Origin of the sequence: Thermococcus paralvinellae (genome assembly GCF_000517445.1) — an archaeon.
Classification (GTDB): Archaea; Methanobacteriota_B; Thermococci; order Thermococcales; family Thermococcaceae; genus Thermococcus_B; species Thermococcus_B paralvinellae.
This window is the reverse complement of the sequence record NZ_CP006965.1, coordinates 935,369-955,897: the sequence shown is the minus strand read 5'-3', so window position 1 is coordinate 955,897 and position 20,529 is coordinate 935,369. Positions and strand designations below refer to the sequence as shown.

Below are 20,529 nucleotides of genomic sequence, written 5' to 3'. Positions count from 1 at the left end.
AGACGATGTGAAGCACGATGGCAGATGGTTTGCATTGAGTTTCAATAAGACTTTAGAAGAATTGAAATGTCTTCTTTCTTTGTGTAGTACTTTGGGCACTTGGCGGTTTCAATAAGACTTTAGAAGAATTGAAATCCTTTCCATCTAAAATCAGCCTCAAATCGGTCTTCAAGTTTCAATAAGACTTTAGAAGAATTGAAATAGAGATTCGGGAGGTTTAGGCATACTAAGAGTTGGCGGAGGTTTCAATAAGACTTTAGAAGAATTGAAATGTAATTGTTCCTGGCAAGGGGATTGCGGGAACAATGCACGGGTTTCAATAAGACTTTAGAAGAATTGAAATAAAAGCTCAATCTCTAAAACCTTTTTGTTTTCTACTTGTTTCAATAAGACTTTAGAAGAATTGAAATTCTGTTCTCGTTCAAGCCTGATGAAATGTCGGTAAGAGTTTCAATAAGACTTTAGAAGAATTGAAATTTTATAGAGGAAGGTGCAAAACTTCTAAGTAGAGCGAAGTTTCAATAAGACTTTAGAAGAATTGAAATTGAATAAAGATTGCTGTAGCTTCATCGCAAAACATTTGTTTCAATAAGACTTTAGAAGAATTGAAATTACTTCTATCCTGAACCTCTTGAGAGGGAAGTTATTGGTTTCAATAAGACTTTAGAAGAATTGAAATATTCCTATGACGCCTAACCCCTATCCCCATGCTGGGGGTTTCAATAAGACTTTAGAAGAATTGAAATTCGCTCAGCAATACAGTTTAATCGATCTTAGAGTTAGGTTTCAATAAGACTTTAGAAGAATTGAAATAACTTCGTCGTCAATGCTTAGGCTTTTCTGTTCTCCCCGTTTCAATAAGACTTTAGAAGAATTGAAATTAGTGCATCCTCGTAGCCCTTCTCTCTTAACTCCTCAAGTTTCAATAAGACTTTAGAAGAATTGAAATAATTACTTGGTTTGGGTTAAGTTCAACGATACTTACGGTTTCAATAAGACTTTAGAAGAATTGAAATACCACATCAGCTTTTATTCCCTGTCTCGGCTCGCTATGTTTCAATAAGACTTTAGAAGAATTGAAATAGCTTCTTGAGTTTTTGTTTTGTTATTCCGAGTTCCTGTTTCAATAAGACTTTAGAAGAATTGAAATCGAAGAAGGGTGGATTAAGGCTTTATCATGCACTTTTCAGTTTCAATAAGACTTTAGAAGAATTGAAATACTCCTCTGCCAAAGATGGGCAACTACACCCTCAAAGTGAGTTTCAATAAGACTTTAGAAGAATTGAAATTCAGTTCGGCAACCTCTTTTGGGATCCTAATGCCGATGGTTTCAATAAGACTTTAGAAGAATTGAAATATATCTTCCTGGACCATGCACTTTGTCCTGGAAGATGTTTCAATAAGACTTTAGAAGAATTGAAATGCAAACTTCTTAAGCCTCACATCTAAGTCCCCCCGCGGAGGTTTCAATAAGACTTTAGAAGAATTGAAATATGAGTATATAGAAGCTGTATCTTGGCTTTGCAAGACCGTTTCAATAAGACTTTAGAAGAATTGAAATAATTACTTGGTTTGGGTTAAGTTCAACGATACTTACGGTTTCAATAAGACTTTAGAAGAATTGAAATATTGCTCAACCCATCAAAGCTTAGCCTCGGTGATCAGGTTTCAATAAGACTTTAGAAGAATTGAAATCTTGACAGCATCAATGCATTGCCGACTTGGAGCGGTGCGTTTCAATAAGACTTTAGAAGAATTGAAATCCTTGTCAGCGTCGCCTTCGAAGTTGATTGTGACCCAGTTTCAATAAGACTTTAGAAGAATTGAAATCTAGCTCATACTCTTCTCACAAAAGTTTTCTTCTCAACTACCTTTCCCTCTTTGAACTTATAGACATCAATTCTTTCAAACCCGAGTGTTTCCCTTTTATATGCAATTAAATAATTAATTAATTCTTTAATTCCATAACGGAGCGCAGAATCCTTCATATATTTGGTTTCGTAGATTAAAATTAATTTATCGTGGTGCTCTTTTATCCATTCATAAATTCTTGCTCTTTCGTTTTTTGATCGGGAAAGGAGGTTGTAAATTAGGTAGCCATCAAATTCCACACCCTTATTTAAATCCCCAATAAAAACATTCTCTGGGTATCTTACATCAAAAGGTAAATACTCCACTAAAAACGTCATTCCATTCGAAAGCCAAGTGTTGAGTAGGATTCTAGTAATCTTTTTTGCATTTCCAGTAATTAATATTACACCTTTACTTAGCTGTATTATTTCCTTTAACATGCCGGTGATAATGTGAAAGAGCCTTAATAATTTTTCGAAAAATCTCCAAAAAACCCGAGGAAACCTACCACAAAATATATATTTAAGGGTGTATCTTTTCATGAATGAGAAAACTTCCAGGGGTGTTACCACATGAGAAAGTCAATATTGGCTTTGTTTTTAATTGGTGTGTTGGCATTTAGCGTAGTTGCTAGTGGCTGTATCGGAGGAGAAAAAACCACAACACCTGAGAAGACCACAACTCCTGCTCAACAAACAACAACTCCCGCTCAAACACAGACATCAACAGAGAAACCCAAAGTCAAAGGTGCAATAGCAATCGTTTATGACGTTGGTGGAAGAGGTGATCTGAGCTTTAACGATATGGCTTACTTAGGTGCTTCAAGAGCAGCAAAGGACTTTGGACTTGAATTAAAGGAAGTACAAAGTAAGAGTGAGAGTGACTACTTACCAAACCTTAGAGTTCTTGCTCAAAGCGGAAAGTATGATATAATCATTGCAGTTGGTTTCATGATGACTGACGCTGTCAAGCAAGTTGCAGATGAGTTCCCCAACCAGAAGTTCGCAATCATTGACGGATATATTCCAGACAAGCCAAACGTCATGAGTATCCTCTTCAAGGAAAACGAAGGTTCAGCCTTGGTTGGTGCACTGGCTGGACTTATTGCTGCAAACGACGGCAAAGATAAGGTTGGTGCAGTCCTTGGTATTGAAATCCCAGTTCTCTACAAGTTCGAAGGTGGTTACAGATTTGGTGTAAAGTGGGCTGAGGATTACTATAAGAAGAAGACTGGAAAGGACGTTAACATACAAGTTCTCTACACCTACACAGGTTCATTCACTGACCCAGCTAAGGGTAAGACCGCTGCCCAGGCTCAACTTGGACAAGGTGCATGGGTGATTTACCAGATTGCTGGTGCAGTTGGTTTGGGTGTTTTCGATGCAGTTGAGGAATACCTAAAGAGCCAAGGAAAAGAATTTGGTCCACCATTTGCCATCGGTGTTGACTCAGCACAGGACTGGATTAAGCCAGGTGTGATCATTGCAAGTATGATGAAGAGAGTCGACGTTGGTGTCTACAAGGCTGTTGAAGCAGCAGTCAAGGGAACATTCAAAGGAGGAATCGTAGAGCTCGGACTTGCTGATGGCGGTGTTGGAGTCAGCACAATTGATGATGTTAAGGCCATGTTTGGTTCACTCCCAGAAGATGTTAAGAAGAAGAAACTCGAAGAGCTTGGCTTTAAGAGTGAGGATGAGCTCTTTGCAAAGCTTGAACAAACAAGAAAGCAAATCCCAGACTGGATCTGGCAGGCAGTTGACGAACTCAAGCAGAAGATACTCAGTGGTGAAATAGTAGTTCCAAAGGCAACGAACAAGGAACAGATTGAAGCACTAAGAAATGCAAAGACCTGGCAAGAGATGGAAGAACTAGCCAAACAGTGGGGAAGCAGCAGCTGATTTCTCTTTTCTTTCTTCTTAATTTTGGATTTTGGAGGTGGAATAATGGAAGAAGTCCCCATCATAAAAATGGAGAATATTGTTAAGGTTTATCCTGATGGAACTAAGGCTCTGAAAGGTGTTGACTTCTCTGTTAGAAAGGGGGAGATTCATGGCCTTTTAGGTGAGAATGGTGCTGGTAAAACCACTTTGATGAAAATCCTCTCTGGTATGCTTCATCCAACTGAGGGTAAAATCTATGTGAATGGAAAGGAGGTTCGATTTAAAAGCCCTGCTGATGCTCTTGCTAATGGAATTGGTATGGTTCACCAGCATTTTACTCTCGTTGAGGTTTTTGATGCCCTTCACAACATAATTTTGGGGATGGAAGGACATGGGTTGTTCTCTAACATTGATGTAAATAAGGCAAGAGCCAAACTGCAAAAGCTTATGGATGAGCTGAATTTTCAAGTTCCTCTGGATGTACCAGTAGAGAATCTTCCAGTTGGGGTTCAGCAGAGAATTGAAATTTTGAAGGTTTTGTATAGAGATGTTGATGTCCTCATTTTGGATGAGCCAACTGCTGTGCTTACTCCTATTGAAGTTAAAGAGCTGTTTGATGTTTTGAGAAAGCTCAAAGAACAAGGGAAAACTATAATTTTCATCAGCCACAAGCTTAGAGAGGTAATGGAGATAACTGATAGGGTTACAGTTCTCAGGAAAGGTGAACTTATAGGAACAGTAAACACAAGCGAAGCTACACCTCAGCTCTTGGCAAGGATGATGGTTGGTAGAGATGTTGTTTTGAGAATTCAAAAGCCTCCAAAGGAACCTGGGGAACCTATATTGAGAGTGGAAGACTTGTGGGTAAAGGGAGATAGAGGAGAAGATGCCGTTAAGGGCTTAACATTTGAAGTAAGAGCCGGTGAGATATTTGGAATTGCAGGTGTTGAAGGAAATGGGCAAACTGAATTGATTGAAGCTATCACTGGCCTGAGAAAGATTGAAAAGGGTAGGGTAATCCTCAATGGTAAGGATATCACAGGCAGGCCTCCAAAAGAACTCTATGATTTGGGAGTAGCCCACATACCAGAAGACAGAACTAACATGGGGTTGATTCTTGACATGACCGTTGCTGAAAACTCTATCTTGGGTCTTCACTGGAATAAAAAGTTTACAGGAATATTGAACTCCATCAAATGGAGTAACGTTAAAAAACACGCTCAAGAGCTTATAGAAAAGTTTGAAGTAGTTGCACCAGGAGTGGATGCTCCCGTTAAAAGCTTGAGTGGTGGTAACCAACAAAAGCTTATTGTTGCAAGAGAAGTTAGCAAAGAACCTCTGTTAATAGTCGCATCTCAGCCTACAAGAGGTGTCGACGTTGCATCAACGGAATACATCAGAAACTATCTCGTCAAGCTCAGAAACGAGAACAAAGCAGTTTTATTGGTATCCGCTGATTTAGATGAAGTTCTCCAACTCAGCGATAGAATGGCAATAATGTATGAGGGACAGTTTGTAGGCATTGTAAAGCCCGAAGAGGTAACAGAAGAGCAAATCGGACTTATGATGGGAGGTATCAAAAATGAAAGCTGATAAAATTGTAATTTCCAACTTCATACGACCCATCATGGAGAGCCTTATAGCCGTTGCAATAGGTGTATTAATCGGAGCAATAGTTCTGAAGTTTTCGGGATATAGTCCAATTAAGGCTTATATTGCATTGGTAAAAGGGGCTGTGGGTTCAACTTATGGATGGTCTATGACTCTGAGTGCAGCAACTCCAATAATTTTAACAGCACTAACTTTTGCAATAAGCGCAAGAACTGGAATATTCAACATTGGTGCAGAGGGTACAGTTTATTTTGGTGCAATAGCTGCTATAGTCTTTACAAACATGTTTGCAAATCCCTTATGGGGTCTCATCGGAGGAATTATAGCAGGAGTTCTTTGGGCGCTTCCTGCTGCCTTGCTTAAGGTTTACAGAGGGGTTCATGAGGTTATCTCAACAATCATGCTCAACTGGATTGCGTTTTATACCGCCTTGTACCTTGTTCTGGGCCCACTAGCGAATCCCAATGATCCTAACAAAACACTGGAAATTCCTGCAAGTGCCAGGTTGCCACTGCTTATGAAAGGCAGTGAATTTTCGCTTGCGTTTATAATTTCAATAGCTGCTGCTATCATTACATACTACATACTCTGGCATACAGTTTTGGGATTTGAATTAAGAGCAAGCGGGTACAATGAGAGAGCTGCAAGATATGGTGGAATCAATCCAAAAAAAGCTATCATCTGGTCATTCCTCCTTGGTGGCATGATGAGCGGTTTGGCAGGAGCAACTGAAGTTATGGGCAGACCACCAAGCTATGCAATAAGCCAAGGAATGGCAAACATCTACGGTTACGGTTTTGATGGAATTGGTGTTTCTTTAGTAGGAAGAAACCACCCAATAGGTATAATCTTCAGCGGTATTTTCTTCGGTGCATTGAAAGCAGGAGCAACATACATGCAGATAGATGCCGGAGTTCCATTAGAGATGGTTAAGGTAGTGCAAGGTATAATTGTCGTTGCTGTGGCAATTCCAGGCCTGTGGGACTTGGTTAAGAGGGTGGTGAGAAAATGATAGATATGATACTCTCAATCCTTCTTGGATCATTGACAGCAATGGTTCCAATAGTATTGACAAGCACGGGGGCAGTGGTAAGTGAAAGAGCAGGAGTTGTGAACATCGGATATGAAGGAATTCTACTCATGTCAGCACTGTTTGGCGCAATATTTGCAGAGATGAGCGGTAGTGGATGGATTGGACTTTTAGGAGGGGCTTTTATTGGGATGCTCCTTGGAATGCTTCATGGTGCAATAACAGTCTACCTTAAAGGAGACCACATTATTCCTGGTATCGGTGTGAATTTGTTGGCTTTAGGTGTAGTTGCCTTCGGAATTACAGCAATTTGGGGCACAGCCGGACAACACCAAGTTCCATCAAACATTAGAATCCAACCACTAATAAACACGCCTTATGGTGGATTAAGTCCTATGGTGCTTGTAACTTTCATAATTGTGTTCCTAACACACTGGGTACTCTTTAGAACTCCATTAGGACTTAGAATAAGAGCAGTTGGTGAGAACCCAGAGGCAGCAGATGCATTGGGTGTTAATGTCGAGAGATACAGATTTTTAGCAACAGTCTATGGAGCAACTCTAGCTGGACTTGGAGGGGCTTATTTGAGCGTTGACTGGCTCGGAGTTGTCACAAAGGAAATATCTTCAGGTAGAGGTTTCATTGCATTAGCGAACATGGTATTCAGTGGCTGGAACCCAGTAAGGGCATTGATCGGTGGATTTCTCTTTGGATTCTTTGATAATCTTTCGGTGTGGGTAAGAACAAATCCAGCAGTTTCACAAGTTGTTCCATGGCAGTTTGTTGCTACACTACCATATATAGTGACAATAATTATCGTTGCAGGAATCATTGGAAAAGTAAGACCGCCAAAGTGGGATGGAAGACCTTACAAGAGAGAGTGAGCTTATTTTCTTTTTTTCTTACTTTTTAATCAAAACTCCAATCGCCATGCCTAGTGAAATTCCAACAACCAGGGCTAAGATGATGTAAACCTCATTAATGTTTTCCGCTTTTACAGTTTGTGGAACTGCATGTGTTCTTAGATTTAATGCTTCTATCACAGCTTTGGAGTTTGCAATTAAAATCTCAGTGTAAGGCTTGTCGATCCAACTTGTGGTTATATCGGCTAAAGGTTTACCGATTCTTTGAGAGAACTCAAGGGCAGCATTTTTTAATGATTCAGGGCTTTGAGAAGAATAAGCAATAATATCAACAGTTTGCCCCATGTTAATCATATCATCAACGTCCTTAGCTGGAACTTCCTCTTCAGGCTTAATTGAGGCAACAGCTTTTACGCCAAGCCACTCAAGAGCATATTGCTGGGAGGGCATTTCGATTACAGCAGTTGCATTTTCAGCCAAAGCTTTGTAAGCTTCGATTATTGCCAGAACTTTTGTCTCAAACTTTTCATACTGTTTTTCATAAAGCTCTCTGTTCTGTGGATATCTTTCTGATAATGCCTCCGTCGTTGCTTTTGCAATTGCCAGAGCGTTATGAGGGTCAAGCCAAACTCCATGAGGGTTGTTCTTATTATTGTACCATCTCTCGGGTAGAAATCTGAAGCCATATTTCGCATAATCCTCTGCGAACAGTACATCTGCGTTTATTGTTCCTTCTTCCTTAAGTTGCTTTATCTTTTGTTCTGCTGGCAAATGTCCGTTGGCTGTAACAACAACATCAGCCTTTTTGATGAGTTCAATCTGCTCGGGAGTAAGCTGGTATTGATGGGGATCAGCTCCCGGTGGAATAATATAAACCACTTCTACGGAATCGCCGAACAATTCCCTCACTATCTCTGCTAAGGGAGATATGCTCGCAACCACAAGAGGCTTTTCGGCACACACACCGGGAATTATGAATGAAATGATAAGGAGCGTGAGTATAACAGCTTTCACTTTCATTTTTAGGTCACCCTAAAATCATTAAGTTATTTAACTTTAAAACTTTGTGCAAAATTTTTAAGCCAATTTTCACAAATTACCATGGGTGGTAATGTGAGAAAAGTTTTAATACTTCTTGTTTTCATAATTCTTGCTTCTCCCACTTATGCCCATCAATATAAAACGGATAAGGTTCTCATTGGAATAAACCCGAATGAGGAACTTTTGAGCGTTGTTTATTATATTACATTTGGTCAAGATGAGTTTGTAATTCACAGAGAGAAATATTTGAGAGATGTTGATGCGTATTTTGGCAAATACAAAGATCATGAAGCAATTCAAGCACTTAAGCAGTACTTCAGCGATGCAAAAACAGTCCCTCAGAGAGACTACAAGCTTTTTGTCCTCGATGCATATGTTCTTCAGTTCTCGAGTCCTCCAGAAATGAGAAGACTTCATACAGAGTGGCAGGACCCAGAGCTAGACAAAATAGTTAATGCTCTGAGAAAATTTGCCCAAGATACGAACTTTATGAAGTTTTTCAAAGCCCACGAAAGTTATTATGAACAAGATTTGGAAGTTTATGCATCTGCTATTCAGCTATTACCTCCAGATGAATTCATGAAACCCTACATGAACCTAACAAATACCAAATTTGAATTCCATCTGCCGTATCTAGTATGCATCCATGGACACAGCTTTTACAGAGAAGAGAATGGAACTAAGATTTACGGCTCAGGTGGAATACCTCCGCTAGTAAGGAGAGCACCGCCAAGGACTTTATGGAGCTTGGAAAGAGCTAAAGATACAATTTTTGGTCTTCCTCTTAACGCTGTTTATGTAAATAACAGGAAATTTGATGAGCTTTGGGTTTTGGACTTCATTTATCACGAGCTAGGACATGATATCACGAATGAAAAACTGGAGGAATATTACGGATATAAAGTTAGACCTCTCCGCTATCTTGAAGACACAATAGAAGATGACATGCCCTATTTAGCAATCTATGATATTCACTTCTGGTTTGATACAATGATGATTTATGAGAGCTTTGCGGACGGCTGGGCATACTTTGCCCTAAGTCATATAGATAAGGATTATGCCGAGTGGAGTCTCCAAATGCAGAAAGCATGGGGCGAATTTTGGCAAGATTATATGATAGAGCTCTATCAAAAATACACCGCTTTAAGCTTAGAAGAGAACAAGACCTTTGATGAGTATGTCTACAAGATGCTCGATGATCTGGCTAAAAAAGTTCCTCCAGAAAAGGCCAAGGAGCTTTATGAGAAAAATGTTCCTATTACTCCTTTAAGAGCTTTAGATGATGTTGTAAAGGAAGGAGAAGTAATAATTGTCTATGGCACTCAGAATCCAGATAAAAAAGGATCTGAATATGATAGAGAAACTGCGGAGATCGTGAAAAGCTATCTCGAAACATTTTACTCACAGTGGCCTGGAGACATTAAAATCGAGGTTAAGGCAGATGTAAACCTGACGGATGAAGACTTGAGGAAAGACTTAATCCTCATAGGTGGGCCTGTTAGCAACAAAGTTGTCCAGCAGTTTGAGGACTACTTCCCATTAAGGTTTGTGTTTGAGAACGGCATCTGGGTTTTAGAGAAAAATCCAGATTTTGGAAGTGTTAGAACATTTGTCATAACTCCAGATAACATAAAAGAAGTTTCCTTTACAGAGCTTTCTTATACTTCTCCCCAGACATCCCTATTGCTCGCCATAAGAAATCCCCTCAAAAAAGACAATTATATAGTGTGGATTGCTGGCGTAGATAGATATTCAACAAGAAGATACAGAAATCCGACTTATTATCTTGTCAGCTATGAAATTTATAATGGAGAAAAGATAGAAGATGGATTCTATGTTCAGCCGTTACTTTCTTCGTAATTTTCTTGTTCTTCGATTTTCCCATTATTTTCACTCTTTATGTATGGTTTTCCTATTGCAATGCTGAAGCCTTTGAAGGAGTCGTCTTTTTTATGGAATTCAATTGCCAATGGCAAGTCGTTGTCCTCATTTATAACGATTCTAACTATCCTAGCTCTTGAGTGGTCATTCAGGTAATCTTCTTTCAGCTGTTCATAGTTGTCGATAGCGTTATTTATACTCTCCTCATGCATCTCGTAAATTTCTCTTGAATAGTTGCTGTGCTTTTTGATTGCCTCTATGGTCTTTTCTTTATCCAAAGTACCACAACCTTAAGGTTTGAGCCAAAATCCACCCTCTTTCTTAAATATTTTTCTCTTCTCTGCCATGCTTAAAGCTTCCTCAAGCTTTTCTTTTGGAACATCAATACCGTGTAACTCCTTGAATAATGCAATGATTTCATCTGTTGTGAGTTTTTCTTTTTCTTCAAAGAGGTTGTTTGTCAGATTTATCATATCTTCAACGAAGTTCCATGGGAATACAATCCATGCCCAGTCTATCTCTTCTCCGTAATAATCTGGTCTGAACTTTGAAGTTTTTATTGTCAACAGCGTTGCAGCTTTAACTTCAGCTGGATTTTTACTTTCAACATAGTTTTTAGCAAGGGTTAGGCTCTCCCCTGTATCAGCTATATCATCAACAATAAGAACTTTCTTTCCTTCAAAAGGATACTCTGTTCCGTATTTGAGCTTTGCTTTTCCATCTGGTGTGGCAGTTACCCCCCAGTGCTCAACTTTGATGCTTACTAAGTCCTTAACGCCGAGATAATCACAGTACAGCCTTGCTGGAACCCAGCCACCTCTTGCAAGCCCAACTACAACATCTGGTTTCCAGCCTTCGTTAAGAACCTTCAAAGCCCCTTCTTTTGCCCATCTCTCAATATCATCCCAAGAAGCGAGATATGCCGGAAACTTCTTCATGATTTCCCTTAACGGCGTTAATGGAATAGGAATATTTAAATGTTTCCATATAAAAAATGGATAAATAGTCAGGATTTAAGCAAATTCATTGCAACATCTGTATAAATTTTGGGGAGTAGTTTAAGGGATGGAACATCCGCGTATTCATTTGGTCCGTGGATGTTCCCTCCTCTTGGTCCAAAGTCTATCGCTTCGACGCCATAGGGGGTGAAATACCTTGAATCTGATGCTCCAGCGCCTTCAACTGGCTTGACTTTCTCCCCCAAGTGTTCTAGAGTTTCCATCATTACCCTGACAAGCTCTGAATCTGGAGAAGTGAAGAGGTATCCTGCCTTTTCATTATGAGTAATAGTTAGCTTTGCAGTCGGAATGTTGAACTCCACGACCTCCTTAAGCACCCTTTCTATTTGCTCAGGCAAATGGCTCATTGCCCTTATATCCAATCTGAGCCTGTGAACTCCATTTTCAAACGAGTATAAGTTGGGAGTTATCGAAACTCCAAAATCGCTGTATCTTTCAGCACTTATTGGTGCTCTAACTAACGGAACTATACTCTTCAAAAGATTTGTTAGACCTAAATCTGCCTCAGTCTCTTCCCCACTTTCATCAGGTTCTACATATGTCAGTTCAACTTTGCTGGGCAAAACGTTTGACTTCAAAAATTTGCCTTCAACTTTTACAGCAAAGACATCACTATTCCTTAGGAAGTGAGAAAGAGCAATCATAGGATGCATATCAACTCCGGGCATGAAATACGCAGCATGCCTCGTTTGAAGTACAGGGGTGTTTATAGTGAAGGACTTTTTCATCAATTTCCCTTTGATTGTAATTTTCTGCTGTGGTATTTCAATTATAGCGCTGAATCCTTTTCTCCTCCTGATTATTGGATTCATGCCTATTCCATCGGCATTGATCAAATATTTAGGAAGTTTACCCTCCTTCCTTAACTTTTCCGCTATGTGCATTGCTAATTTACCGCCAATTTCCTCATCCCCAGTAAAAGCAAAAATTACCTTTCCACTGAGCCTTTTCGTTGAAAGCTCCTTTAAAGCAAGCATTATCCCAGCTACGTTACCTTTGTCGTCTGCACTTCCCCTTCCATAAGCTTTATTTCCAATTATCGTCAGCTTAAACGGATCAGTTTTCCATTCTTCTATATTCACCGGAACGACGTCAAAGTGAGCCATGAGCATGATTTTTGGAATACCATTCCCCACTTCACCATAGACAGCATAGTAACCATCTTCTTCAATTATCTCGCTTTCTATTCCCCAAGAATCTAAGGTATCTCTAATGAATTTTGGACACTCTCTGCTTGGCTTCTTCCCTCTAGTTGGGTCGTTCACAGTCTCAAACTCAATCAGCTGAGATAATAGCTCTAACATTTCTGACACCGTTAAGATTTCCATCGAAATGATATTTAACCTTTTGGCCCAAATTTTAAAAGGAATCTCCTGCAAATTAAAGCCAGGGAGGTGGAAAAATGGAGCCAAGACCCATGATACTTGATGACAATCCAGAAATCATGCCCGGCGGAGAAGATGATGTAGGAGAAGAAGCAGAGACTGTGGAGCAGTTCTTTGCAAAGAGCCAAGGAAATACGTTGTATTTCTCATACGCAACAACCCATGCTAAGATAACGATTGGAATTAGTCATAACAGTGCAACACTTGAAGAGATGGTGAAAGCTGCGAAAGAGCTGATAAATGAGTTTAGGAAGAAGAAAGATTAAACATTTATCCTCTTCCAGATTGTTCCTTGTGGGGTGTCTTCAAGCTGGATGCCAAGCTCTCTAAGTTCTGCTCTAATTTTATCGGCCAAGGCATAGTTCTTCTGCTTTCTTAGCTCAGCTCTAACCTGGACCAGTAGCTCAATCAGCTCCTCCTCTTTTGTTTCCTTTGTCTCTTTGAAGTACTCCTCAAAGATTCCAAAGATTTCACCTACCATCTTGAAGAACTCAAGGGCTTTTCTCAGAACGCTTTCCTTTGGCTTTTCTACCTTTGCCAGATACTTGTTCACAGCATTTGCGACCTCAAATATTGGCCTCATGGCTTCAGCAGTATTGAAGTCGTCATCCATTGCTTCATAAAACTTCTTCTTTGCTTCTCTAATTACTTCATAAAGCTCAAACTCCTCTTTGCCCCATTTGAATGGTATCTCCGCTTTTTCAAGGGCAATTCTGATGTTTTCGATTGTGTTGTAAAGCTTTTCTAGATTGTTCTTTGCGTGCTGTATTCCCTCTTCCGTGTAGTCTAGAGGTGAGCGGTAGTGCTTCTGCAGGACAAAGAACCTTATAACTTCCGGAGAATATCTCTGCAAAAGCTCCCTTATCGTGACAAAGTTTCCTAAGCTTTTGCTCATCTTTTCTCCTTTTACCATGACGAAACCCGTATGGAGCCAGTACCTAACCCATTCTTTACCTGTGCAGGCCTCTGTTTGAGCTATCTCATTTTCATGATGCGGAAATATTAGGTCATTTCCGCCGCCGTGAATGTCGAACTGCTCTCCCAAGTATTTGGTACTCATAGTTGAACACTCAATATGCCAGCCTGGCCTTCCTTCACCCCATGGTGAATCCCACTTTGGTTCTCCGGGCTTGGCTTTCTTCCAGAGGGCAAAATCTTCTGGATTCCTCTTCCCTTCCCCTGGTTCAACTCTTGCTCCTTTTCTGAGCTCTTCAAGCTTTATTCCACTGAGCTTTCCATAGTCTTTGAACCTCTGAACCTCAAAGTAGACTCCATCGCCTCCTTCGTATGCATAACCTTTTTCTTCAAGCTTCTTCACAAATTCAATGATATCTTGAATGTGCTCTGTAACTCTTGGGTAGATGTCAGCTGGCTTAACTTTCAAGGCTTTCATGTCCTCAAGGAAATACCTCAAAAACTTTTCAGCTAATTTCTTCGGATCTTCACCTGTCTCTTGGGCCCTTCTGATGATTTTGTCATCTATGTCTGTAAAGTTCATGACCATCAAAACAGTATAGCCTTTGTGCTCGAGATACCTTCTAATGACATCAAAAGCAATGTACGTCCTCGCATGGCCTAGATGAGTGTAATCATAAACAGTTGGACCACAGACATACATCCTGACTTCTCCTTTTCTCAAAGGTTTGAATTCTTCTTTCTGTTTTGTAAGCGTGTTGTACACCTTCACTTCTATCACCTGAAAAAATTTTTTGCCCGGGTTTTATTAGACTATCGTTGGTGGCAAGTGCAAAGCTTAAAAACCCAATTCCCCAATTTAAACCAGCTTAAAAAACAGGAGGTTATGCTCATGAAAGTGGCAAAGGGAGATGTTGTAAGACTTCATTACATTGGAAAGGTCAAAGAAACTGGAGAAATCTTTGACACAACCTATGAGGAAGTTGCAAAGGAAGCTGGAATTTACAGTGAGAAAGGTATCTACGGCCCAGTGCCAATTGCAATCGGTGCTGGTCATGTTCTCAAAGGGCTTGATGAACAGCTTGAAGGCCTTGAGGTTGGGAAAAAATACATAATTGAGGTTCCTCCAGAGAAGGCATTTGGAAGGAGAGATCCCAAGCTCATCAAGACGTTTACCCTTGGTCAGTTTAGAAGGCAAGGAATCATGCCATTCCCAGGGTTAGAAGTCGAGATAGAGACTGAAAGTGGAAAGAAGCTGAAGGGAAGAGTTCTAAGTGTCTCAAGCGGAAGAGTTAGAGTTGATTTCAATCATCCACTGGCTGGAAAGACTGTTATATATGAAGTGGAAATTGTAGAGAAAATTGAAGACCCAATTGAGAAAGTTAAAGCATTAATCGAGCTAAGACTTCCAATGGTGGACCTTAGCAAAGTCAAGATTGAAGTTGGAGAAAAGGATGTCAAAGTTGACTTCAGCGACGTTGAGATTGACAAAAATACGCTGATTCTTGGGGAGATCATCCTCGAGAGCGATCTCAGGTTCATTGGCTATGAGCAAGTTGAGTTTAAGCCTACAATTGACGAGCTGTTGAAGCCCCCAGAGGTCAAAGTTGAAGAAGAGATGGAGAGAGAAGTAAAGGAGCAAGAAAGTAAAGAAGAGAAAGAAGAAAAGGTTGAATCCGAAGAGATCAAAGAGGAAACAGAAGAAGTCGCCGAAAGTGTAGAGGAAAAAACCGAAGAAGTTAAAGCTGAAGGAGAAGAAGCAGCCAGAGAGGAAGCTAAAGAATGAGGGTTTTCCTTCTTTATTTAATTTCCTTGATTTTTATTATCCTTAACCGGCATCTGGGTCAAAATATCTATGAGTGGGTATTTTATGATGTTTTGTTCTATGTGTTTTTACCCCTAATTACAACTTACCTTTTGGGATTCAAGCCTAATGAGCTGGGATTTAAGATTGGTAGAAGAGAAGGTTATATCTGGGCTTTTGTCCTTTTTCTAATAACTCTGCCCCTAAGCATTTATGCATCCAGAATGGGGAGCTTCCGAAACTTTTACCCGATTTTCAGCTACTCTTCTTGGGGCGATTTCGTCTTCAAAGAGCTGTTAGTTGGAGCCATAATGTTTGCACATGAAGCGTTTTATAGAGGAATTCTGCTGTTTCCGCTAGCAAAAAAGAACGAATGGTTGGGAATTTTAGCCCAAAACATTCCCTACACCTTAATCCACATAGGAAAGCCTCCTTTAGAAGTTCCATACTCATTTATAGCCGGAATAGTATTTGCAAAAATGGATTTGAAGAGCGAAAGCTTTCTGCCGAGCTTCTTTTTACACTGGATTGGAGCTGTGATTTTTGACATCCTTTGCATCATATCAGTTTAATCTCTATTTTCCCATTTACCGTAGAGAGCTTGATTGAATACTTTCCAGAGCCAAGCTGTGCGCTGAAGCTCTTGGGTCCGAATGTCCCTGTCAAAGAAGTTGTAACATTTTCAAAACCTTCTGCTAAAATTCTTCCATTTGTCGTGCTTGCTGATATAATTACATCGGCTTCTCTTGGAAGCAAAACTTTTATTGCACCGTTTACAGTTGAAATTTTCACGTCATTTCTAACACTCCTCAACACGGCTTTTATTGGACCGTTTACATTTCCAACTTTGCTAACTTCCACATTTTCGAGCTCAATTGATCCATTTACGTTTCCAATTTTGAGAACTCCATTAACATTTGAAATTGAGATTTTGCCGTTTACACTGCCAACCTTCTCTACTTCAATGCTTTTCGGAACAAGGATGTCAAAATTAACCGAACTTCCACCCAAGCCGATACCAAAAGTTTTCTTGTACTTAGCCTCGATTTTCAGAACATTTCCTTCCTTCTTTACCTTGATTTTTGGCTCTGATGCAAGGAGACCCCACTTTTTCTCTGCTCTCATTTTTATTGTATCTCCATTGTAGCCTTTTATTTTAATATCTCCATTCACATTGCTGAGAACAAGCTTCAACCCATCAGTTACCTCATACTCCCTCTCAATTATTTCAATCATCTTGCTCACCATTACTATATTGCATGCTCAAAGGAAAAGTAAAATATGGTCAGGAGTGAGCACTTTACTTGCTGATCCTAACTGTGCCGTAGCCGACAAAGAGCACCTTATCAGGGTCGAGGGCTTTAACGACCTCCGGTCTGTGGGTGATTATCACTGCCGTAATGCCAGCTTCACGAATTATCTCGCTGACCTTCTTTGCAACCCTCATAGCAGTTAGAGTATCAAGGTGAGCAGCAAACTCGTCCATAAGTAATAGATTTGGCTTTTCCGCAAGCAGGGACGCAATCTTGGCCCTCTCCTTCTGTCCTGTGGAAAGCTCACTAAACTTTGCCCTGTAAAGCACAGCATCGCTCAAACCAGAGCGATTTAAAACTTCAACTGCTGCATTCAGATCCTTGATTTTCCTGTAAACATGCTCCAATATACTCTCACTTCCAAACTCCGGCTCAAATTCTCCAGGAATCATGACCGAGACCTTAACGTTTTCTGGCACTTCAATTTCTCCGCTTGTCGGTCTGTATTTCTCTTCCCAGTAACCTTTAGCCGCTCCAAGAATTAACCTCAGCAGAGTTGTCTTACCTGCACCGCTAGCTCCAACAACCACAATCAACTCTTTTGGTTTGATCTCAAAGTTTAGATTTCTCAGAACGGGTCTCTGAATCACTCTATGTCTAACTCCAAAAGCCCTCAAAAGCTCTTGAATTTCCTCGGGAAGACCTTTTATGTCAAGCTCACTCTCGAAGACCTTGCTTACATTTTTGAAAATTATCGAGCTCTTTAATGGTTCAACTTTTCCATAGCTTGGCCTCCACAGTCTTCCGTCTTTGGGGGCATATGGGTCTTCTTTCAAAAATCTCTCTATGTATTCTTTGGCTTCATCAGTCAGCGGATAAAATAGAACAGGTCTTCCACTTGCAGTCTCCCAGAGGAACTTAAAGCCAACTTTTTCAAAGAAGGGATTATAACGAGCCATTTGGGCTATTGTCTCTACTATGTGCTTCCTCTTTCTCATCTCTGGAATTCTACGTTCTTTAATCCATTCTAATGCAGCTTTAACGCTTAGTTGGCCTAATCCATCACTCCTGTAATCTGGATGAACAACAACCCTTGCAATTCTTGCTCCAGCAGTGTTGCTCTCTCTTAAAGCTTGCCATTTTGCTTTCTCCCAGAGCATTGAGCGGGCAACTTTTTTGGGATATCTCTTCTTGAGCTCTTCATAAAGCTCCTTCAAAATTTTCTCCGGCCAGAATGCTGGGTGGAACCAGTCTTCTGGAAAGACCTTCTCACGAATGTTCTTCTCTATTTCGCCGTTAGGCAATCGCCTGTGCATCAATGGAATTGGTGGGTCAATTCTAACATAAGCTAAAATTCTTGGCTCATACTCCTCTCTGTTCTCAAGCTCAAGAATAAGGAAGCGTGAAGCAGGGGTTGAACCCTTAATCTCCAAGATGTGGACATCTTCACTTCCACACTTCGGACATTTTTGCTTTGTATTTGCTTCGAAGACATTGCCACACCTCTCACATCTCCAGAGTGCAACTTTCTCCTTTTGAGATGCATAGTGATACTGCTCAAGCTCCGCTATTGCCTCAAAGTCGCTTTCATAAGTTGCCTCTCTCGCCTTAATCTTGTAGGTATAGAGCAGTTCACCAGTTAGTGGGGAATAGCGCTTTGCTTCATATTCTTTTTCCCATAATGGCCAAACTTTGATTTTATCTCCTTGATAGAACTTGTAAAGCTCATAATCATCAAAATCAAGAATTTTCTCACCATTTTTAACTTTCGGCTTCTCTTTTACATGAATCTCAACTTCATCCTCGGTTACAAACCACTGAGCAACGCCGCTCATGTAGAGCTTATACTTTTCGTCCTTAGCCTCAACCTCAAGAATTCCAAACCATCGGTGCTTGAAGCGTGGAATTTCATTACCAACGACTCTACCTCTAAGAATCATTGTTACCACCATCGGGTATTTGCTTTTTGTGTATTTAAGGTTAGTCTATGCTCTGCCATAATGCATTTAATAACGCTAATCCCAACATCTTAATGGTGGTTTAAATGGAAGACCCATACATTTGGATGGAGAATCTGAATGATGAGAGAGTTCTAAAGTTCATTGAGGAGGAAAACAAGCGCTTTAGACAATTTATTGGAGATTTACCAGAAAAGCTGATTAATGATGTGAGAAAGTACTATTACCTGCCCAACATCTGGGAGGCTCAAGTTACAAAGAGAGGAACCTTTGTGAAGATAAATGAAGCAGGAAGACAGCTCATAAAACTCCTCGAGACTGGAGAAATTATAGTTGATTCTAAAAAGCTTGAAGAAGAGCTTGGCGATGAGGTTCTCCTTCAAGGATTTACCGTTGATAGAGATGGGAAAAGATTAGCCTACAACTTCTCAATTGGAGGGGCTGATGAAGGGATAACGAGGATAGTTGATCCTAAAACTGGAGAAATCATCGAGGAGATAAAGCCGTCATTGTGGAATATCGTTTTCCTCGATGATGGTTATTATTTTGCCCGCTTCTACCGAAAAGAAAAGACTCCCGATGGCATGGAACCGCCAGCGGAGAGAATTTTTCTGAAGAAAGGAAAAGATGAAATAATGGTATTTGGTGAGGGATTTGGTTCAGGATATTTTATGAATCTGCACAAGAGCACGGATGGAAAATGGGCAATGCTAACGGTTACATTCGGCTGGAACAAAGCCGATATTTATCTTGGCCCAATTGATGAGCCAGAAAAGTGGGAGAAGATTTACTCAAGCGATGTTCCAGCGCATCCGATAGATGTCATCAATGGAAAGCTCTACATCTACACACGCAAAGGAAGAGGGCCTGGGAAAGTTATTGCAATCGAAAATGACAAAGTTGAGGAGATTATTCCAGAGAATGAGTTTCCGCTTGAGTGGGCGGTTATTGTCAATGATAGAATACTTGCTGGCTATTTAGTCCATGCCTCCTCGAAACTTAAGGTGTTTACACTTGATGGAAGGCTTATAGATGAGATAAGCTTTAAGATGCCGGGACAGGTTTACCCGCTTGACAATGATGGAGAGCAGGTTTTACTTAGATATGAGAGTTTTACAGTTCCCTACAGGCTTTACCGCTTTAGAGACAAGCTTGAGCTGATTGATGAGGTTGAAGTTGAAGGAGAATTTGAAGTCAGTGAAGATTTTGCAGTTTCCAAGGATGGAACAAGGGTTCACTATTTCATGGTCAAGAAGAAAGGAGCAAAAAGCAACAAAGCTTGGGTTTTCGGATATGGAGGCTTCAACATTGCCTTGCTCCCAAGGTTCGTTCCTCAGGTGATTCCCTTCATCGAGCGCGGTGGTACGTTTGTGATGGCAAACTTAAGAGGTGGGAGCGAATACGGTGAGGAGTGGCACAGAGCCGGAATGAGGGAAAACAAACAGAACGTCTTTGATGACTTCATAGCTGTTTTGGAGAAGCTGAAGAGTGAAGGCTACAAAGTTGCCGCTTGGGGAAGGAGCAACGGAGGACTTTTGGTTTCAGCGGTTTTGGTTCAGAGACCAGATGTTATGGATGCCGCTTTAATTGGATATCCAGTAATAGATATGCTCCGCTTCCACAAGCTCTACATTGGAAGCGTATGGATTCCAGAGTACGGAAACCCCGATGACCCGAAGGACAGGGAGTTTTTGCTGAAGTATTCGCCCTATCATAATGTAAAACCTCAAAAATACCCGCCGACGCTAATCTACACTGGTCTGCACGATGACAGAGTCCATCCTGCACATGCGCTCAAATTCGCCAAGAAGCTGAAAGATGTCGGTGCTCCTGTTTATCTGCGCGTTGAGACGAAGAGTGGACACATGGGAGCTTCGCCAGAAACGAGGATTAAGGAACTCACTGATATGTTGGCGTTTGTGGTTAAGGTGCTTGGTTAAGATTAAAGTTTCTTCTTTCTAACGCTTTTTACTGCGATTTCTTATGCAATTCAAAGCCTCAGGATGGGAAGATTTATTAGTGATAACCTCCATTATGA

17 protein-coding genes and 1 CRISPR repeat array (1 of these 18 running past the window's edge) are annotated in these 20,529 nt (G+C 40.5%); of the genes, 9 read left to right on the top strand and 8 right to left on the bottom strand.

Annotated elements, in window-relative coordinates:
- Positions 1 to 1,830: a CRISPR direct-repeat array (repeat unit 30 nt; unit sequence GTTTCAATAAGACTTTAGAAGAATTGAAAT); it reaches 368 nt to the left of the window's first position.
- Between the two features lie 5 nt (positions 1,831 to 1,835).
- Entirely contained in the window at positions 1,836 to 2,291 is a 456-nt protein-coding gene (locus tag TES1_RS05285) for a hypothetical protein (RefSeq protein WP_042682735.1), read from the bottom strand.
- A 132-nt stretch (positions 2,292 to 2,423) separates the two neighbouring features.
- On the opposite strand from TES1_RS05285, the gene TES1_RS05280 reads away from it, so the two are divergent.
- Genes TES1_RS05280 through TES1_RS05265 form a run of 4 tightly spaced genes read left to right on the top strand, consistent with a single transcriptional unit; the run spans position 2,424 to position 7,256 of the window.
- Positions 2,424 to 3,749: a BMP family lipoprotein gene (locus TES1_RS05280; RefSeq protein ID WP_042680871.1), complete on the top strand. Its 1,326-nt coding sequence runs from the start codon at positions 2,424 to 2,426 to the stop codon at positions 3,747 to 3,749.
- Positions 3,750 to 3,794: 45 nt separating this feature from the next.
- Positions 3,795 to 5,324 carry an ABC transporter ATP-binding protein gene (locus TES1_RS05275; RefSeq protein ID WP_042680870.1) on the top strand — a complete coding sequence of 510 codons (1,530 nt, stop codon included), beginning with the start codon at positions 3,795 to 3,797 and terminating at the stop codon, positions 5,322 to 5,324.
- Complete coding sequence (locus TES1_RS05270) at positions 5,314 to 6,354, top strand: ABC transporter permease (RefSeq protein WP_042680869.1); 1,041 nt, start codon at positions 5,314 to 5,316, stop codon at positions 6,352 to 6,354. Before TES1_RS05275 ends, TES1_RS05270 begins: the two co-directional genes overlap by 11 nt.
- The gene (locus TES1_RS05265; protein ID WP_042680868.1) at positions 6,351 to 7,256 is read left to right on the top strand and encodes an ABC transporter permease; all 906 of its coding nucleotides are present in this window, start codon (positions 6,351 to 6,353) and stop codon (positions 7,254 to 7,256) included. Before TES1_RS05270 ends, TES1_RS05265 begins: the two co-directional genes overlap by 4 nt.
- Positions 7,257 to 7,274: 18 nt before the next feature.
- Here the strand turns inward: TES1_RS05265 and TES1_RS05260 are convergent, their stop codons facing one another.
- On the bottom strand, positions 7,275 to 8,255 hold the full coding sequence (locus TES1_RS05260) for a metal ABC transporter solute-binding protein, Zn/Mn family (RefSeq protein ID WP_042680867.1): 981 nt from the start codon (positions 8,253 to 8,255) through the stop codon (positions 7,275 to 7,277).
- A gap of 81 nt (positions 8,256 to 8,336) precedes the next feature.
- Between TES1_RS05260 and TES1_RS05255 the strand changes: the two genes are divergently transcribed.
- Complete coding sequence (locus TES1_RS05255) at positions 8,337 to 10,136, top strand: DUF4932 domain-containing protein (RefSeq protein ID WP_042680866.1); 1,800 nt, start codon at positions 8,337 to 8,339, stop codon at positions 10,134 to 10,136.
- Here TES1_RS05255 and TES1_RS05250 read toward each other — a convergent pair.
- The 3 genes from TES1_RS05250 to TES1_RS05240 all read right to left on the bottom strand — a co-directional run bounded on the left by TES1_RS05250 (position 10,115) and on the right by TES1_RS05240 (position 12,480).
- On the bottom strand, positions 10,115 to 10,435 hold the full coding sequence (locus TES1_RS05250) for a hypothetical protein (RefSeq protein ID WP_042680865.1): 321 nt from the start codon (positions 10,433 to 10,435) through the stop codon (positions 10,115 to 10,117). The genes TES1_RS05255 and TES1_RS05250 overlap by 22 nt on opposite strands.
- Positions 10,436 to 10,447: 12 nt before the next feature.
- On the bottom strand, positions 10,448 to 11,095 hold the full coding sequence (locus tag TES1_RS05245) for a phosphoribosyltransferase (protein WP_042680864.1): 648 nt from the start codon (positions 11,093 to 11,095) through the stop codon (positions 10,448 to 10,450).
- Between the two features lie 68 nt (positions 11,096 to 11,163).
- Positions 11,164 to 12,480 (bottom strand): M20/M25/M40 family metallo-hydrolase, encoded by a 1,317-nt coding sequence (locus TES1_RS05240; RefSeq protein WP_084340024.1) that lies wholly within the window; start codon positions 12,478 to 12,480, stop codon positions 11,164 to 11,166.
- A 98-nt stretch (positions 12,481 to 12,578) separates the two neighbouring features.
- On the opposite strand from TES1_RS05240, the gene TES1_RS05235 reads away from it, so the two are divergent.
- Positions 12,579 to 12,827 carry a hypothetical protein gene (locus TES1_RS05235; protein ID WP_042680862.1) on the top strand — a complete coding sequence of 83 codons (249 nt, stop codon included), beginning with the start codon at positions 12,579 to 12,581 and terminating at the stop codon, positions 12,825 to 12,827.
- On the opposite strand, the gene cysS is transcribed toward TES1_RS05235, so the two are convergent.
- On the bottom strand, positions 12,824 to 14,254 hold the full coding sequence (gene cysS / locus TES1_RS05230; RefSeq protein WP_173391312.1) for a cysteine--tRNA ligase: 1,431 nt from the start codon (positions 14,252 to 14,254) through the stop codon (positions 12,824 to 12,826). The two genes, TES1_RS05235 and cysS, sit on opposite strands and share 4 nt — an antisense overlap.
- 108 nt (positions 14,255 to 14,362) lie before the next feature.
- Here cysS and TES1_RS05225 point away from each other — a divergent pair, with 108 nt between their 5' ends.
- Positions 14,363 to 15,262 carry an FKBP-type peptidyl-prolyl cis-trans isomerase gene (locus TES1_RS05225; RefSeq protein WP_051408243.1) on the top strand — a complete coding sequence of 300 codons (900 nt, stop codon included), beginning with the start codon at positions 14,363 to 14,365 and terminating at the stop codon, positions 15,260 to 15,262.
- Positions 15,259 to 15,852, top strand: coding sequence for a CPBP family archaeomyxosortase MrtA (gene mrtA, locus TES1_RS05220; RefSeq protein WP_042680856.1), 594 nt, complete (start codon positions 15,259 to 15,261; stop codon positions 15,850 to 15,852). The genes TES1_RS05225 and mrtA overlap by 4 nt, the downstream gene beginning before the upstream one ends.
- Here mrtA and TES1_RS05215 read toward each other — a convergent pair.
- Both TES1_RS05215 and TES1_RS05210 read right to left on the bottom strand, forming a co-directional pair.
- Positions 15,839 to 16,516, bottom strand: a complete 678-nt coding sequence (locus TES1_RS05215) for a DUF4097 family beta strand repeat-containing protein (RefSeq protein WP_042680854.1) — start codon at positions 16,514 to 16,516, stop codon at positions 15,839 to 15,841. The two genes, mrtA and TES1_RS05215, sit on opposite strands and share 14 nt — an antisense overlap.
- 64 nt (positions 16,517 to 16,580) lie before the next feature.
- Complete coding sequence (locus tag TES1_RS05210) at positions 16,581 to 18,473, bottom strand: GNAT family N-acetyltransferase (RefSeq protein WP_042680852.1); 1,893 nt, start codon at positions 18,471 to 18,473, stop codon at positions 16,581 to 16,583.
- 104 nt (positions 18,474 to 18,577) lie between these two features.
- Here TES1_RS05210 and TES1_RS05205 point away from each other — a divergent pair, with 104 nt between their 5' ends.
- Complete coding sequence (locus TES1_RS05205; protein ID WP_042680851.1) at positions 18,578 to 20,431, top strand: prolyl oligopeptidase family serine peptidase; 1,854 nt, start codon at positions 18,578 to 18,580, stop codon at positions 20,429 to 20,431.
- Positions 20,432 to 20,529 lie beyond the last annotated feature (98 nt).

Excerpts from the sequence above, each read along its gene's own strand:
- TES1_RS05285 (WP_042682735.1), bottom strand. The coding sequence starts at position 2,291 with ATGTTAAAGGAAATAATACAGCTAAGTAAAGGTGTAATATTAATTACT.
- TES1_RS05280 (WP_042680871.1), top strand. The coding sequence starts at position 2,424 with ATGAGAAAGTCAATATTGGCTTTGTTTTTAATTGGTGTGTTGGCATTT.
- TES1_RS05275 (WP_042680870.1), top strand. The coding sequence starts at position 3,795 with ATGGAAGAAGTCCCCATCATAAAAATGGAGAATATTGTTAAGGTTTAT.
- TES1_RS05270 (WP_042680869.1), top strand. The coding sequence starts at position 5,314 with ATGAAAGCTGATAAAATTGTAATTTCCAACTTCATACGACCCATCATG.
- TES1_RS05265 (WP_042680868.1), top strand. The coding sequence starts at position 6,351 with ATGATAGATATGATACTCTCAATCCTTCTTGGATCATTGACAGCAATG.
- TES1_RS05260 (WP_042680867.1), bottom strand. The coding sequence starts at position 8,255 with ATGAAAGTGAAAGCTGTTATACTCACGCTCCTTATCATTTCATTCATA.
- TES1_RS05255 (WP_042680866.1), top strand. The coding sequence starts at position 8,337 with ATGGGTGGTAATGTGAGAAAAGTTTTAATACTTCTTGTTTTCATAATT.
- TES1_RS05245 (WP_042680864.1), bottom strand. The coding sequence starts at position 11,095 with ATGAAGAAGTTTCCGGCATATCTCGCTTCTTGGGATGATATTGAGAGA.
- TES1_RS05240 (WP_084340024.1), bottom strand. The coding sequence starts at position 12,480 with ATGTTAGAGCTATTATCTCAGCTGATTGAGTTTGAGACTGTGAACGAC.
- TES1_RS05235 (WP_042680862.1), top strand. The coding sequence starts at position 12,579 with ATGGAGCCAAGACCCATGATACTTGATGACAATCCAGAAATCATGCCC.
- TES1_RS05225 (WP_051408243.1), top strand. The coding sequence starts at position 14,363 with ATGCTCATGAAAGTGGCAAAGGGAGATGTTGTAAGACTTCATTACATT.
- mrtA (WP_042680856.1), top strand. The coding sequence starts at position 15,259 with ATGAGGGTTTTCCTTCTTTATTTAATTTCCTTGATTTTTATTATCCTT.
- TES1_RS05215 (WP_042680854.1), bottom strand. The coding sequence starts at position 16,516 with ATGATTGAAATAATTGAGAGGGAGTATGAGGTAACTGATGGGTTGAAG.
- TES1_RS05210 (WP_042680852.1), bottom strand. The coding sequence starts at position 18,473 with ATGATTCTTAGAGGTAGAGTCGTTGGTAATGAAATTCCACGCTTCAAG.
- TES1_RS05205 (WP_042680851.1), top strand. The coding sequence starts at position 18,578 with ATGGAAGACCCATACATTTGGATGGAGAATCTGAATGATGAGAGAGTT.